The sequence below is a fragment of the Yinghuangia seranimata genome (assembly GCF_029953285.1).
Classification (GTDB): domain Bacteria; phylum Actinomycetota; class Actinomycetes; order Streptomycetales; family Streptomycetaceae; genus Yinghuangia; species Yinghuangia seranimata.
Genome location: NZ_JASAOI010000008.1, coordinates 138,386 through 152,462, shown reverse-complemented (window position 1 = coordinate 152,462; position 14,077 = coordinate 138,386). Strand labels below are relative to the sequence as shown.

Sequence of the window (14,077 nt, the reverse complement as noted above, 5' to 3'; positions counted from 1 at the left end):
GAGAGGTGAGAGGTCGGCGACCGCGGCCCGGCGGCGCGACCCGTCCCGGCGCCCGGCCGACACCGACCGGCAGCGCCGGGCGCCCGCCACGCTGGGGCCGCAGCCCGGCGACGCGAAGCGAGGGAGCGGCGCCACACCTCCCGCCCCTCCCGCAGGTGCCGAGGATGTTCAGCGCGGACGGCCCGCGGGTCAAGCCGCCCCCTTGCACCCGGGACCGGCCATCTGAACCGCGTCAGATCCACCGCGGCTTGACGCGCGGGACGGCCGCGCGAAAATCGAAAGCGGGAGGGGCGGGAGGCCACCGACAGCGGTGCAGGCCAGGAACGGTGCAGCCCGCAGACGTCCTCGCCGAAGCGGAGCGGGTCCGGCACCTTCGAGCCGCGCCTCAGGAGCTGTCTCCCTCACCCAGCGTCCCCAACACCCGGGCCAGGGCGCGGGCTTGATCGGTGGTTCGGCCGCCTTGGCCGATCGGGAGGGTGCGGGCGGAGTTGGAGTCCTGGCAGACGAGGAGGCCGGTGTCGTCGCCTTCGGGGTGGATCCATTCCGAGTCGCCGAAGTACGCGCCGTCGAGTACCGCGTCGACCAGTGCGGAGACGGCGTCGGGGTTCGCTCCGCAGGCGGTGAACGCGGCGGTGAGCAAGGCCTCGGCCTCGGGGCGTGGGGTGGCGGCGTCGCCGAGGATCGGGGCTCGTAGCAGGGTTCGTTCGTGTGCGTCGAAGGCGCCCGGCGCGTGCACGGCCGTGTGGAACTCGGGCCAGGCCAGCCCCGGTCCGGACTCGTCGATGCCGAGGGTGGCGAGGAAGCCCGGGCGGGTCCAGTCCGTGTGGGCGACGGTGTAGAAGATGCTGGTCTCGAGGTCGTCGGCGTCGCCGTAGTTGCTGACGTCGATCTCGATCGCGTACCCGTCGGCGAGCGGGAGCGTGAACTGCGGTGAGGTGTCCGGGCCGTAGAGGAGCCCGAGCATCTCGTCGACGTCGGCGGGGTCGTCGCCGAACGCCTCGGTCAGGTCCAACTCGGTGCCGAGCAGCGGGTCGAGGTACGCGGGCCAGAACCCCGCACGGTTCACGAGGTGTTCGGAAGGGACGGTCGGGGCGCTGTCCTCGGAGTCCATGCGGCCATGATTCCGGCCGACGGGGTGGCCGCGACGGTCGGGGCCGAAAACCGTGAGCCGTTCCGTGGGTGGCGCGGCACGATGGCGGCGTGGACCACGTGCTGCGCGGGCTTGCCGCGAACCCGAACCTGCCCGGGGAGTTCCTCAGCCGGCTCGTCGCCGTCGCGGCGGACGACGAACTGGTGTGGGTCCTCGCGGAGCGTGCGGATCTGACGCCGGAGCATGTCGCGACGTTGGCGGCGAAGGGGGAGTCGGCGGCGACCTCCCTGGCGCGCGAGGGGCGGCTGACCGCTGACGACGTCGACCCCGAGGTGTGGCCCGACACGGCTCTCGCCCTGCTCTACGCGGGCCGAGGGCGGCCCGAGTGGGCGCGGCGTTTCGCGAGCGATCCGGACCCCCGCCGTCGCGAAAGCCTGGCCGAGTGCCCGGGCCTCCCCGACGACGTGGTCGAGAGGCTCGCCGCCGACCCGGACGTCGGCGTCGTGACCGAACTCGCCCTGTGGGCCCCCGCCGAGACCGCCGCCCGCCTGGCGGCGCATCCTCACGCCGAGGTCCGCAGCGCGGTCGCGTACAACCTGGCCACGCCGCCGGAGGTGCTCGCGCGGCTCGCCTCCAGTGAGGGCCTGCCGCCCGCGCGGCACTGCCTGGTGTGCGACCGGCACGCGACGCCGTTCGTCCACGACCCGTACTGCCCCCACATCGACTGCATGCTCCCGCCGGGCGCCTCGTGTGACGGCAGCCATGAGTCGACGGTGCACACGATGTACATGCGGGCGTCGGAGAACCCGGGCACGCCGATCGGTGCCGTCGCACACTTCGCCGCGCACCAGTCGATGCTGCTGCGTTGCGCGGTGGCCGCCAGGGCCGATCTGCCGCCCGACGCCTGCCAGGTCCTCGCCGCCGATCCGATGCCCGGTGTCCGCGAGGACCTGGCCGCGAACCCCGCGATCGGCGAGGCCGTCATGCGTCGGCTCGCCGCCGACGCGAGCCCCGACGTACGGCGTGGCGTCGCCCTGAACCCCCTGGTCCCGTTGGACCTCCTCGCCGAGCTGACCCGCACGGCGAAGATCGGCCCCGTCCTGCTCCCGCGTGTCGCCGACGCGTCGCCCGACGAGGTGGCCGACCTGGCCGCGTCCCCGAACCCCGTGCTGCGCATGCTCGTCGCCCAGCGCCGCGACCTGCCGCCGCCCGTCCGCGACCGGCTGGCCGACGACACCGACGCGAAGGTGCTGTTCTCGATCGCTCCGCACCCTGGCCTGAGCGGCCGTCAGCTGCACGCGATGCTGGACCGGCACGGCTCGCGCGTGGCCGCCGCGGTGGCGGCCAACCCCGACGCGCCGGCGGCGCTCCTCGAGGCCGTGACCGCGTACGAACCGCCCGCCCGCAAGGCGCTGCGCGCCGTCGCCGCCCACTCGAACGCGACGCCCGCTGCGCTGTGCGCCTGCCTGGACGACACGCGGGCGCGCCGGATCGCACTCACGCACCCGGCGCTGCCGCCGCACCTCGTCGCCGCACTCGTGGCGGGGGAGGACGAGGCCGCGGCTGAGGCGGCCGCGGCGCACCCGGCGCTGCCGCGCCGGGTCATGGCCGAACTCCTCGCGCGAGGCGGCGCCCTCCTCTGACCGTGGCCGCCCCCGCGTCGGCGCTCAGCCGCGCGGCGCACCGCACTGCCTTGCCCGATCACGGCGGCCTCCTCACCGGGTGCGGCGTCCTCGCCTCACCGCGCGGCCCCGCCCGGGGCCGTGGTGTTGATCTCTGACATCGCCCCGCGCGCGGCGTACCGTACGTTCATGCAGCTCAACCTGACGAAGCTCGGCCATTCGTGCGTTCGTGTCGAGGCCGGCGGTGTGACCCTTGTGCTCGATCCCGGGGCGTTCAGCGATCCGGACGCGATGGAGGGTGCCGACGCGATCCTGGTCACGCACGAGCACTTCGACCACGTGGTGCCGGACCGGTTGCGTGCCGCGTTGGACGCGAAACCCGACCTCGAGGTGTGGACGAACCCCGCGGTGGCGGCCCAGTTCGCCGATCTCGGTGGGCGGGTGCACGCCGTGGCGCACGGCGACGTGTTGGACATCGGCGGCGTGCCGGTGCACGTGTACGGCGCGAAGCACGCCTCGATCCACCGGGACATCCCCCTCGTCGACAACGTCGGGTTCCTCGTCGGGGGCGAGGTGTTCCACCCGGGCGACGCGCTGACGGTGCCCGAGGAGCCGGTGGCGACGCTGCTGACGCCCGCCGCCGCGCCGTGGCTGAAGGTCGCGGAGGCGGTCGACTACGTCCGCGAGGTCGCGCCGCGCCGCGCGCTCCTGATCCACGACGCGGTGCTCAGCGACGCGGGCCGGGAGGTGCACACGCGGCTGCTGACGGGGCTGACGGAGAACCCCGACCGCACGGTGGCGCTGCCGGTGAACGGGCAGGCTCTGAAGCTGGGTTGACGACCCTGCGGCCGAATGCAAGGCCGGACGCGAGGCCCGAGGCGGGCGGCGGGGCGGGGCGCCACAACCCCGCCGCCCGCCGGCTCCGTTCAGCCCTTGGCGGCGCCCGGAGACGCCTGACGCCGGAACAACGCGAGTGCCGCCACCGCCGCCGCCACCGCCGAAAGCCCCGCCCCCGCGAACGCGGCCGTGACGCCGTCGGTGAGAACCGTCGTCGGGTCGGCGCCCGGGGCCGCGTCGCGGGTCGTGGTGCCGAACACCGTGACCCACGCGGCGAGTCCGAGGGTGCCGCCGATCCACTGGGCGGTCTGCACGAGCCCGGACGCCGCGCCGGACTCCGCCGGGTCGACGCCGGACATGCCGTACGCGTTGAGCGGCGTCATCGCCGTCCCTGCCCCCGTGCCGATCAGGATCAGCGGCCCCAGGATGTGCGTGGCGTAGGCGTCGTGCGGCCCGAGCTGCGAGAGCCACAGCAGTCCGCCCGCCGCCAGCACCGAGCCGACGAGCGCCGGCCACGCCGGTCCGACCTTGCGGAGCACCGCCGGGGCGAGCCTGGCCATGGTGAACTGGCAGGCCATCAGCGGCAGGAAGGCCATGCCGGCCCGGATGGGGCTGAAGTCGCGCCCGTCCTGGAAGTAGCGGCCGAGCATGAACAGCACGCTGAACATCGCCGCGCAGTACAGCACCATGACCGGCAGCACGCGTGCGAGCGTGCCGCGGGTGACCAGCCGCGGCGGCGTGATCGGCGCTTCGGCGCGTCGTTCGGCGACGACGAACGAGGCCAGCAGCACGACCGCGACGACCAGCGCCGCCGCCGTCCGGGTGTCGTGCCACCCGTCCGAGGCCGCGCGGATGCACGCGTACACGAGCGAGCCGATGCCGAGGGTTCCGGTGAGCGCCCCGGCCGCGTCGAACCCCGGCCGCGCGCCCGAGCGTTCCGGACGCGGCGGCTCGGCGACCACACGGGGCGTGAGCGCGATGAGCAGCGCCCCGAGCGGCACGTTGACCAGGAACACCCAGCGCCACGACGCCAGGTCGGTCAGCACGCCGCCGAGCACCAGCCCGACGGACGCGCCGGCGCCCAGCACCGCCGAGTACCAGGAGATGGCGCGGGCCCGCGCGGGTCCGTCGAACGTGCTGACGATGAGCGCCATCGTGCTGGGCCCGACGAACGCCCCGCCGACGCCCTGCAGGGCGCGCGCCGCGAGCAGCGCCCACGCCCAGGGCGCGAGCCCGGCCAGCAGCGAGGCCAGGGTGAACACCGCGACGCCGGCTACGAACATCCGGCGCCGCCCGAACACGTCGCCGAGCCGCCCGCCGAGCAGCAGCAGGCCGCCGAAGACGAGGGTGTACGCGTTGAGCACCCACGACGACGCGGTCGGGGACAGGTCCAGCGCGGCGCTCATGTCGGGCAGCGCGAGGTTGACGACGGTGACGTCGATGCCGATGAGCAGCATCGAGCCGGTGATGACGGCGAGTGCGAGCCCGGGTCGTTGGCGTACCCGCGGCGCGTCGGCGCCGGGTGGTCGGGCGTCGGCGCGCGGCGCGGCGGACCGGCCGGCCGCGGGCGCGGCGGCGGAAGAGGACATGGTTGACCCCCGGGAGACAGGACGGGAAGATAGGAGACGGAAGGCGTCTCTTAATACTCGAGAATAGGAGACTGGGAAGTCTCTTACAAGGGGTCGGGGATACTTGGCCCGACCGCCGTGCCCGCAGCGAACTTGTGAGAGGTGTGACCGCGATGCCGACCCCACCCCCGGCCCCGCGGCCCGACGCCGCCCCCGTGCCCACCCGCCGCCGCGGCCGCGCCCTCGAAGAGGCGATCTACCAGGCGGTGTTCGACCAGCTCCTCGAGGTCGGCTACGCCGGGCTGACGATGGACGGCGTCGCGAACGCGGCCCGCACCGGCAAGGCCCCGCTGTACCGCCGCTGGGCCGACAAGGAGGCCCTCATCCTCGACGCGCTGCGCGACCGCATGCCGTCCGCGGCCGAGGTCGTCCGCACCGGCGTGCTGCGCGACGACCTGCTCGCCGTGCTGCGGTTCTTCTATTCCGCCTGCAAGCTGACCTCCGACGCCGCCCTGCAGATCGCCAAGCAGAACCACGACGCCGCGCACGAGATGATGCGCGAGCGCGTCTCGCTCCCGACCCGCGCCATGCTCCTCGAGGTGCTCCAGGAGGCCGAGGCCCGCGGCGACATCCGCCCCGGAGCGGCCACGCCGCTGGCCGCCCGCGTCGGGCCCTCGATGGTGATCTACCAGAACCTCACCGCGCCGGGGGAACTCGACGACGCGTTCCTGGTGTCCGTCGTCGACGAGGTGCTGCTGCCGATGCTGCGCAAGGACGCCTGACCGGTCGGCGCGCCCGCACAAACTCCTCCGTCCGACAGAACCTCGTACGCCCGGAGCTCGTCTGGCGGGTGACCGAAGCACACCCGACCCACGAGACGAGCACCGCGTGACGCCTGACGCAACGCACACCGGCGACCCGCCCCACACACGCGACTTCGACGCCTTCGTCGCCGCCAACGGCCGCCGCCTGCTCCACATCGCCCGCCTGATCGCGGGCGACGACCACCGCGGCGAGGACCTCCTCCAGACCGCGCTGGCCCGCACCTACCTGCGCTGGCACCGCATACAGCGCGACGACCCCGTCGCCTACGTGCGCCGGGCGCTCGTCAACGGCCAGCGCGACTGGTGGCGCCGCAAGCCCTCGCACGAACGCCCCGCCGCCTACCCGCCCGACCGGGCGAGCGACGTGGACCTGGCCGAGGAACACGCCCGCCGCGACGCGTTGTTGCGCGCCCTCGCCGGCCTGACCCGGCGCGAACGCGCGGTGATCGTCCTGCGCTTCTACGAAGACCTGCCCGAGACGGAGATCGCCGAGACGCTCGGCATCGCCCCTGGCACGGTCAAGAGCACCGCCGCTCGGGCGCTGCGCAAACTGCGCGAGTCGCCCGATCTGGCCTCCGCCGAACTCGCCCACCTCGCAAAGGCGAACACATGAACCCCCATCCCGTGCACGAGCCCGACCACGACGCCGCCGCGCTCCGGCACCTGCTCGCCGCCTCCGAAGGCACCGCCCCGCGCAACCTCGCCGCCGCGGCCCGCAACCGCAGCACCCGCATCCGCGCGCGACGCCGCACCGCCGCCGTGGTGTCGGCGGCGGCCGCGGCGGTTGTGGCCGCCGGCGCGTCCGTGGCCGTGCTGCCCGGCGGCACCGGCACCGCGAGCGCCCGGCCGGGTGCGTCCGGCACCCCGACGGCATCCGGTACAAGCGCGGACGCTTCTTCCACGAAGCCCGCTCCGCCGATGACCTCGGCCTGCCCGCCGTCGTCCGTGCAGCCCTCGCAGTGTCTCACGTACCCCGACATCCAATGGATTCCCGTCGGCGGCATCGCCCTGCCCCAACCCGGAGGCACGGCGCCGCAGTTCCGCGACATCTTCGTCACCCCCTCCGACGAAGTGCTCGGCAAGGGGAACGTCGGCCTGTACCCGGGCAGCGCAAACGTGGGGGCCGGGGGCAACCTCGTGCTCACGGGCCGCGCGGAGCAGCCGGGCGACCCGTTCGCCGCCCTGGCCGCCCTGCGCGCGGGCGACAAGGTCACGGTCAGGACCACAACGCACATCTACACGTACACCGTCGACGCCGGCCGCGACGTGAAGCCGGGGGACCGCGAGATCACCGCGCCGGTGCCGCTTCCGCCGGGCGCACCGCAGAACGGGTCGGGTGCGTACCTCACTCTGATCGCCGCGGGTCCACGGGAGGGGGGCCCGGGCCGCCTGGTGGTCTGGGCCCACCAGACCGACGTGCGCGACGCCTGACGCGACGCCCGTGAGCGGCGCGGTCAGGCGCCCGGAGCGTCCGACCGCGCCGCCTTCGACGACGCGTCCGCCGACCACGTCACATCCCACCGCCCCGGCTCCGCCGGGACGATGTCCACCGTCACGTGCTTCATCAGCGGCTGGTCGCTCTGCGGGCTGAAGTCAGCCGCCGCGCAGAGCATGTTCAGCTCCGGCATGTACCCCACCACGTTCCCCCGCGGCACGTCGTAGGCGAGCGCCGTGTACCCGCGCACCGTGCGCCGCGTCCCGTCCTTGGCGATGGACGTGATGTCGATCAACCCGAGTTCCGTGATGCCGCGTTCGCGCATGTCGTCCAGGTGCATGAACAGCAGCGTCCGCAGGTTCCGCACGCCGCGGTAGCGGTCGTCGTCGGAGTAGATCGTGGTGTTCCACTGGTCGTGCGACCGCACCGTGGCGAGGGTCAGCAGCCCCGTCGGCGGCGTCGCGTCGTACAGCGGCGCGAGCGAGAACTCGGCCTTGCCGGACGGCGTCAGGAACACCCGCTCGCGTGCCGGCTGGCGCAGCCGGAAGCCGTTCGGCCGCTGCCTGACCCGGCGGTTGAAATCCTCGAAGCCTTCCAGGGCCTTCTGCATGGTGTCGCGGATGCGGTCGTAGTCCTCGACGTACCACTGCCACCGCGTCCCGCTGTCGGGCAGCGCGGCGCGCGCCAGCCCGGCGATGATCGCCGGTTCGGACAGCAGGTGCGTCGAGGCCGGCCTGCGGACGCCCTTCGACAGGTGCACCATCGACATCGAGTCCTCGACCGACACCGACTGGACGCCCGTCGCCTGCGTGTCCTTCTCGGTGCGCCCCAGGCACGGCAGGATCAGCGCGCGGTGCCCGTGCTCCAGGTGGCTGCGGTTGAGCTTCGTGGACACGTGCACGGTCAGCGCGCAGCGGCGCAGCGCCTCGGCCGTGTACGCCGTGTCGGGCGCGGCGCGCGCGAAGTTGCCGCCCATGCCGACGAAGACCTTCACGTCGCCGCGGTGCATCGCCTCGACGGTGCGCACGGTGTCGAGGCCGGGTTCGCGCGGCGGGTCGATGCCGCAGGCGCCGGCGAGCCGGTCGAGGAACGCCTCGCTCGGCCGGTGGTCGATACCGCACGTGCGGTTGCCCTGCACGTTGGAGTGGCCGCGGATCGGGCAGGGGCCCGCGCCCTCGCGGCCGATGTTGCCGCGCAGCATCAGGACGTTGACGATCTCGCGGATCGTGTCGACGCCGTGCTCCTGCTGCGTGAGGCCCAGGCACCAGCTGACGACCGTGCGCCCCGCCTCGCGGTAGACGCGCGCCGCCTCCTCGATCCGTTCGCGCGGCAGGCCGCACGCGGCCTCGATGTCCTCCCACGCGGTGCCGGCGCACAGGTCCCGGTACGCCTCGAACCCTTCGGTGAACCGGGACAGGAACTCCTCGTCCAGAACCGCCGGTTCGCCCGCCTCGGCGGCGGCGAGGGTGGCCTTGGCGATGCCGCGCATCAGCGCCATGTCGCCGCCGATGAGCGGCTGAAGGTCGAGCGTCCCGGTCCGGACGGCCCGCATCAGGCCCATGCTGAGAAGGTCGTGCGGCACGATGGTGCGGCCGGACGCCGCCTCGAGCATCGGGTTCACGTGCACGATCTGCGTGCCGCGCCGATAGGCGGCGGCCAGCGCGGTCAGCATGCGCGGTGCGTTGGACGCCGCGTTGACGCCCATGACGAACCACGCGTCGCACGCGTCCAGGTCCTGGAGGTCCACGGTGCCCTTGCCGGTGCCGAGCGACGCGGTCAGCGCCCGCCCGCTGGCCTCGTGGCACATGTTGGAGCAGTCCGGCAGGTTGTTGGTGCCGATCTCGCGGACCATCAGCTGGTAGAGGAACGTCGCCTCGTTGGACAGGCGTCCGGACGTGTAGAACGCGGCCTCGTTCGGGCTGCCGAGGTCGCGCATCGTGTCGGCGAACAGCTGGAAGGCGTCCGCCCACGAGATCGGCACATAGTGGTCGGTGTCCGGGTCGTACGCCATCGGCTCGGTCAGCCGGCCCTGGTCCTCGAGCGCGAAGTCGCTCCACTCGCGCAGCTCCCGCACCGTGTGCGCGGCGAACAGCTCTCGGTCGGCGCGCTTCGGGGTCATCTCCCAGGTGGCGTGCTTGATGCCGTTCTCGCACAGGTCAAGGTGCAGGCCGTCGTACGCGTCCGGCCACGCGCAGCCCGGGCAGTCGAAGCCCTTCTCGGGGTGGTTCATCACCGGCATCACGCGCAGGGCCGCGAAGGGTTCGCGGGTCTTCCAGATGACCTCGCCGACGCTCTTGGCCGCGCCCCAGCCCGCCGAGGCGTGCGTGTAGTCGTGCTGAGACGGCGCACCGTGCGGCTCGGGACTGTCGCCGTGCGCCGCGCCGGCGCCTGTGTCGTGAGAGGAGTCCGTCGCCATGTCGGCCGCCGCCCTTCGTCCTGCCCCCCGGCGCTTCGAGCCTAAGCGCCGTCACCCGCCCAGCGGCACAGCGCCGCGCGCGCGAACCGCACTACACCCGCACGGACCAACACGGCGGCCGCGCGGAAATCCGTTCGAAGCGCGGACGGGGCGGGTGGTAGACACTCGGGCATGACCAGCCATGACGACGGCCACGGGAACTACCGGATCAGGGCCGCGCGGCCCGACGACGCCGACGCGGTGCTCGCGTTCTGGGCCGGGGCCGCCGAGGGGACGAGCATCACGGACGACGTCGACGGCGTCACGCGCCTGGTCGAGCGCGACCCCGAGGCGCTGCTGCTCGCGGTCGACGCGCACGACGCGATCGCCGGGACCGTCATCGCCGGCTGGGACGGCTGGCGCTGCCACCTCTACCGCCTCGCCGTCGACCCGGCGCGCCGCAGGCAGGGCGTCGGACGCCTCCTGCTGGACGCCGCCGAGGCCCGCTTCACCGCGCTGGGCGGCCGCCGCGGCGACGCCATGGTCCTCGACCGCAACGAACTCGGCCAGACCGCATGGCAGGCGCAGGGCTACCGCCCCGAGCCCGCCTGGACGCGGTGGACCAAGCCGCTGACCGCCTGACCGCCTGACCGCCTGACCGCCGCTCAGGCGGTGCCGAGGCGCTGGAGCGGCTCGCCGGTCAGCCGGTACTTGTCCCACTCGTGCTGCGGCTCGGCGCCGAGCGCCAGGTAGAACTTGATGGACGGCTCGTTCCAGTCGAGCACGTTCCACTCCACCCGCCCGTAGCCGCGCTCGACGGCGATCTGCGCGAGCCGCACGAGCAGCGCCTTGCCGTGCCCGCCGCCGCGCGCCGCCGGGCTCACGAACAGGTCCTCCAGGTGGATGCCCGGCTTGGCGAGCCACGTCGAGAACGTCGTGTACCAAACGGCGAACCCGACCGGCGTGCCCGCGTCGTCCTCGGCGATGAGCGCGTGCGCCGCCGGCTCCGGGCCGAACAGGTGCAGCTCGAGGTCGGCCTCGGACGCCTTGACCTCGTCGGGCGCCTTCTCGTACTCGGCGAGGGCGTGGATGAACCCCAGGATCGTCGGGACGTCGGACCGTGTGGCGCTTCTGATCATGTCGTGACAGTACTAGGCCGTGGTGTGCCCGAAGCCGTCCGAACCGCGCGTTCCGGCCGCTCCGCGCCGGGTCTACGATCAAGCCGCGAGTCACACGACGTCCTATGTCCCCGTCCCCGACAAAGGAGTTCGCCGTGCCCGCGCCCGTTGCCTGGACCCTGGACCACCTGACCGCCGACGAGGTCGCCGTGCCCGCGATGCGCCGCACGATCGTGGGCCTGTACGCCGAGGTGTACGCCGAACCCCCCTACCTGCGCGGCCCCGACGACACCCGGCTGTGGGACGACGAGGTGCTGCCCCGCCACCTCGCCAACCCGGGATTCGCGCTCGTCTTCGCGCGCCACGGCGGGACGCCCATGGGCTTCGCCCTCGGCACCGCTTTGCAGCCCGACACCCGCTGGTGGTCGGGCATGGTCGACCCGCTGCCCGCGCGCATGACCCGCGAGGACGGCGCCCAGACGTTCGCCGTCTACGAGTTCGTGGTGCGCAAGCCCTACCGCCGCACAGGCCTCGGGCGCGCGATGCACCGCGCGCTCGTCGGCCCGTGGACGGGCCCGCGCACCACTCTCACGCTGCGTCCCAGCGCGCCCGCCGCCGTCGCGTTCTGGGCCGCGCAGGGCTACCGCGCCGTCGGCTTCTCACGTCCCGACCCGGCCGGGCCGCTGTACACGATGATGCTGCGCGACCACGAGCCGCCGCGCTGACCGCACCCGCTCAGGCGAACTGCGGGATGATCCGCTCGCCGTACGCGGTGATCGCCTCCTCGCGCGCGTCGTGCATCGCGTACATCGCGAACTGGTCGACGCCCAGCTCGCGCAGCTCCATCAGCCGCTGCACGTGCGTGTCGACGGACCCGATCAGGCAGAACCGGTCGACGATCTCGTCGGGCACGAACGTCGTGTCCGGGTTGTCCGCCCGCCCGTGGTGCGCGTAGTCGTAGCCGTGCCGGTCCTTGATGTAATCGGTCAGCTCGTCCGGTACCGCGGAGGAGTGCTCGCCGTAGCGGGCCACCAGGTCGGCGACGTGGTTGCCGACCATCCCGCCGAACCACCGGCACTGGTCGCGGGCGTGCGCGAGCGCCGCAGGGTCGTCGTCGCACACGTACGCCGGCGCCGCGACGACCACGGTGAGCGCGTCCGGGTCGCGGCCGGCCCGCTCGGCGGACGCCCGCACCGCCTTGACCATGTACTCCGTCAGGTACGGGTCGGCCAGCTGCAGGATGAACCCGTCGGCGGACTGCCCGACCAACTCCAGTGCGCGCGGCCCGTATCCGGCCATCAGCACGGGCAGCCGCGAGCCTTCCTTCACCCACGGGATGCGCACCCGCGTGCCGTGCAGCTCGACCTCGCGGCCCTCGGCCAGCTCGCGGATGACCCGCATCGCCTCGCCGAGCCGCGCGAGCGTCGCCGGGCGGCCGCCGGGGACGCGCACGGCGGAGTCGCCGCGGCCCATGCCGCAGATCGTCCGGTCGCCGTACATGTCGTTGAGCGTGGCGAACAACGACGCGGTGACCGTCCAGTCGCGCGTGGTCGGGTTGGTGACCATCGGGCCGATCCGCATCGTCGTCGTCTCGGCGAGGATGCGGCTGTAGATGACGTACGGCTCCTGCCACAGGATCGTCGAGTCGAACGTCCAGCCGTGCGTGAACCCCAGCCCTTCTGCGGTGCGCATGAGCCGGATCAGTTCGGAGGCGGGCGGGTCCGCTTGCAGGACCAGGCCGAAGTCCATGGTTCGTGGTGCTCCTTGCGGGCGGTGGACTGGTGTCAGGTCAGGTACTGGCAGGTGGCGCGGGGCAGGAACGCGCCGTGGCCGGCGTGCCCCGTGTAGCGGCCGCGGTCGACGACGACCGTGCCGCGCGACAGGACGGTCTCGGCGCGGCCGGTCAGCCGGCGGCCCTCGTACGCCGAGTAGTCGACGTTCATGTGGTGCGTCGCGGCCGAGACGGTGTACTCGGCGGCCGGGTCGTAGACGACCAGGTCCGCGTCGCCGCCGGGGGCGACGGTGCCCTTGCGCGGATACAGGCCGAACATGCGCGCCGGGGTCGCGCACGCCAGCTCGATCCAGCGGCGCCGCGAGATGTGTCCGTCCAGGACCGCCTGGTGCAGCAGGTCCATGCGGTTCTCCACGCCCGGCAGCCCGTTGGGGATCTTGGAGAAGTCGCCGCGGCCCAGGTCCTTCTGGCCGACGAAGCAGAACGGGCAGTGGTCGGTCGACACCACCGACAGGTCGTTGGAGCGCAGGCCCCGCCACAGCGCCGACTGGTGCTCGGCCGGGCGCAGCGGCGTCGAGCACACGTACTTGGCGCCCTCGAAGTCCGGGCGGGCCAGGTCCTCGGTCGACAGGAACAGGTACTGCGGGCACGTCTCGCCGAACACGTTCAGGCCGAGGTCGCGGGCCCGGGTCAGCTCCTCGACGGCCTCCGCCGCGGAGACGTGCACGACGTACAGCGGGCTGCCGGCGACCCGGGCGAGCGCGATCGCGCGGTGCGTCGCCTCGGCCTCGAGCAGCGCCTTGCGGACCTCGCCGTGCACGCGCGGGTCGGTGCGCCCGGCGGCGAGCGCCTGGGCGATGAGCACGTCGATGGCGATGCCGTTCTCGGCGTGCATCATCGGCAGCGCGCCGTTGTGCGCGGCCTGCTGCATCGCGCGCAGGATCTGCCCGTCGTCGCTGTAGAGGACGCCGGGGTAGGCCATGAACATCTTGAAGCTGGTGACGCCTTCGTCGACCAGCAGGTCCATCTCGTTCAGCGTCGTGTCGTTGACGTCGGCGAGGATCATGTGGAACGCGTAGTCGATCGCGCACACGCCCTCGGCCTTGGCGTGCCACGCGTCGAGGCCGGCCCGCAGCGTGCTGCCCACCGACTGGATCGCGAAGTCGACGATCGTGGTGGTGCCGCCGAACGCCGCCGCGCGCGTGCCGGTCTCGAAGGTGTCGGAGGCGACGGTACCGCCGAACGGCATCTGCATGTGGGTGTGCGCGTCCACGCCGCCCGGGATCACGTACCTGTCGGTCGCGTCGATCACCAGGTCGGCGCCGGGCAGCCACGCCTCGGCGACGTCGGGCGCGGCGAGCGCGACCACCTGGGTGCCGTCGACCAGGACGTCCGCGTACGCCTCCTCGGCGGCGGTGACGACCAGGCCGCCGCGGATCAGGGTGCGGGCCACGCG

13 protein-coding genes are annotated in these 14,077 nt (G+C 73.4%); 7 read left to right on the top strand and 6 right to left on the bottom strand.

Annotated features, from left to right (window positions below; translation table 11 throughout):
• Positions 1-385: 385 nt before the first annotated feature.
• Entirely contained in the window at positions 386-1,111 is a 726-nt protein-coding gene (locus tag QI554_RS06140) for a hypothetical protein (RefSeq protein ID WP_281466705.1), read from the bottom strand.
• 89 nt (positions 1,112-1,200) lie between these two features.
• Between QI554_RS06140 and QI554_RS06135 the strand changes: the two genes are divergently transcribed.
• Positions 1,201-2,733 (top strand): hypothetical protein, encoded by a 1,533-nt coding sequence (locus tag QI554_RS06135; RefSeq protein WP_281466703.1) that lies wholly within the window; start codon positions 1,201-1,203, stop codon positions 2,731-2,733.
• A gap of 168 nt (positions 2,734-2,901) precedes the next feature.
• Positions 2,902-3,549 carry an MBL fold metallo-hydrolase gene (locus tag QI554_RS06130; RefSeq protein WP_281466701.1) on the top strand — a complete coding sequence of 216 codons (648 nt, stop codon included), beginning with the start codon at positions 2,902-2,904 and terminating at the stop codon, positions 3,547-3,549.
• A gap of 89 nt (positions 3,550-3,638) precedes the next feature.
• On the opposite strand, the gene QI554_RS06125 is transcribed toward QI554_RS06130, so the two are convergent.
• Complete coding sequence (locus QI554_RS06125) at positions 3,639-5,138, bottom strand: MFS transporter (RefSeq protein ID WP_281466699.1); 1,500 nt, start codon at positions 5,136-5,138, stop codon at positions 3,639-3,641.
• 152 nt (positions 5,139-5,290) lie between these two features.
• On the opposite strand from QI554_RS06125, the gene QI554_RS06120 reads away from it, so the two are divergent.
• The 3 genes from QI554_RS06120 (at position 5,291) to QI554_RS06110 (ending at position 7,372) form a co-directional block, all read left to right on the top strand.
• Positions 5,291-5,899 carry a TetR/AcrR family transcriptional regulator gene (locus tag QI554_RS06120; RefSeq protein WP_281466697.1) on the top strand — a complete coding sequence of 203 codons (609 nt, stop codon included), beginning with the start codon at positions 5,291-5,293 and terminating at the stop codon, positions 5,897-5,899.
• A gap of 106 nt (positions 5,900-6,005) precedes the next feature.
• Positions 6,006-6,554 carry a SigE family RNA polymerase sigma factor gene (locus QI554_RS06115; RefSeq protein ID WP_281466695.1) on the top strand — a complete coding sequence of 183 codons (549 nt, stop codon included), beginning with the start codon at positions 6,006-6,008 and terminating at the stop codon, positions 6,552-6,554.
• Positions 6,551-7,372: a sortase gene (locus tag QI554_RS06110; protein WP_281466692.1), complete on the top strand. Its 822-nt coding sequence runs from the start codon at positions 6,551-6,553 to the stop codon at positions 7,370-7,372. The genes QI554_RS06115 and QI554_RS06110 overlap by 4 nt, the downstream gene beginning before the upstream one ends.
• A 23-nt stretch (positions 7,373-7,395) precedes the next feature.
• Here QI554_RS06110 and QI554_RS06105 read toward each other — a convergent pair whose 3' ends face one another.
• Entirely contained in the window at positions 7,396-9,792 is a 2,397-nt protein-coding gene (locus tag QI554_RS06105) for an FdhF/YdeP family oxidoreductase (RefSeq protein ID WP_281466690.1), read from the bottom strand.
• Positions 9,793-9,963: 171 nt separating this feature from the next.
• On the opposite strand from QI554_RS06105, the gene QI554_RS06100 reads away from it, so the two are divergent.
• Entirely contained in the window at positions 9,964-10,413 is a 450-nt protein-coding gene (locus QI554_RS06100; protein ID WP_281466687.1) for a GNAT family N-acetyltransferase, read from the top strand.
• A gap of 23 nt (positions 10,414-10,436) precedes the next feature.
• Here QI554_RS06100 and QI554_RS06095 read toward each other — a convergent pair whose 3' ends face one another.
• Positions 10,437-10,910 carry a GNAT family N-acetyltransferase gene (locus tag QI554_RS06095; RefSeq protein ID WP_281466686.1) on the bottom strand — a complete coding sequence of 158 codons (474 nt, stop codon included), beginning with the start codon at positions 10,908-10,910 and terminating at the stop codon, positions 10,437-10,439.
• A gap of 134 nt (positions 10,911-11,044) precedes the next feature.
• Between QI554_RS06095 and QI554_RS06090 the strand changes: the two genes are divergently transcribed.
• Complete coding sequence (locus tag QI554_RS06090) at positions 11,045-11,614, top strand: GNAT family N-acetyltransferase (protein WP_281466684.1); 570 nt, start codon at positions 11,045-11,047, stop codon at positions 11,612-11,614.
• A gap of 10 nt (positions 11,615-11,624) precedes the next feature.
• Here the strand turns inward: QI554_RS06090 and QI554_RS06085 are convergent, their stop codons facing one another.
• On the bottom strand, positions 11,625-12,638 hold the full coding sequence (locus QI554_RS06085; RefSeq protein ID WP_281466681.1) for a TIGR03842 family LLM class F420-dependent oxidoreductase: 1,014 nt from the start codon (positions 12,636-12,638) through the stop codon (positions 11,625-11,627).
• A 35-nt stretch (positions 12,639-12,673) separates the two neighbouring features.
• Positions 12,674-14,074 (bottom strand): dihydropyrimidinase, encoded by a 1,401-nt coding sequence (gene hydA, locus QI554_RS06080; protein ID WP_281466679.1) that lies wholly within the window; start codon positions 14,072-14,074, stop codon positions 12,674-12,676.
• Positions 14,075-14,077: the final 3 nt, after the last annotated feature.

What these genes read in the sequence shown, in the direction of transcription:
- QI554_RS06085 (WP_281466681.1), bottom strand. Translation starts at nt 12,638, where the DNA reads ATGGACTTCGGCCTGGTCCTGCAAGCGGACCCGCCCGCCTCCGAACTG.
- QI554_RS06105 (WP_281466690.1), bottom strand. Translation starts at nt 9,792, where the DNA reads ATGGCGACGGACTCCTCTCACGACACAGGCGCCGGCGCGGCGCACGGC.
- QI554_RS06140 (WP_281466705.1), bottom strand. Translation starts at nt 1,111, where the DNA reads ATGGACTCCGAGGACAGCGCCCCGACCGTCCCTTCCGAACACCTCGTG.
- QI554_RS06110 (WP_281466692.1), top strand. Translation starts at nt 6,551, where the DNA reads ATGAACCCCCATCCCGTGCACGAGCCCGACCACGACGCCGCCGCGCTC.
- QI554_RS06120 (WP_281466697.1), top strand. Translation starts at nt 5,291, where the DNA reads ATGCCGACCCCACCCCCGGCCCCGCGGCCCGACGCCGCCCCCGTGCCC.
- QI554_RS06130 (WP_281466701.1), top strand. Translation starts at nt 2,902, where the DNA reads ATGCAGCTCAACCTGACGAAGCTCGGCCATTCGTGCGTTCGTGTCGAG.
- QI554_RS06100 (WP_281466687.1), top strand. Translation starts at nt 9,964, where the DNA reads ATGACCAGCCATGACGACGGCCACGGGAACTACCGGATCAGGGCCGCG.
- QI554_RS06125 (WP_281466699.1), bottom strand. Translation starts at nt 5,138, where the DNA reads ATGTCCTCTTCCGCCGCCGCGCCCGCGGCCGGCCGGTCCGCCGCGCCG.
- QI554_RS06095 (WP_281466686.1), bottom strand. Translation starts at nt 10,910, where the DNA reads ATGATCAGAAGCGCCACACGGTCCGACGTCCCGACGATCCTGGGGTTC.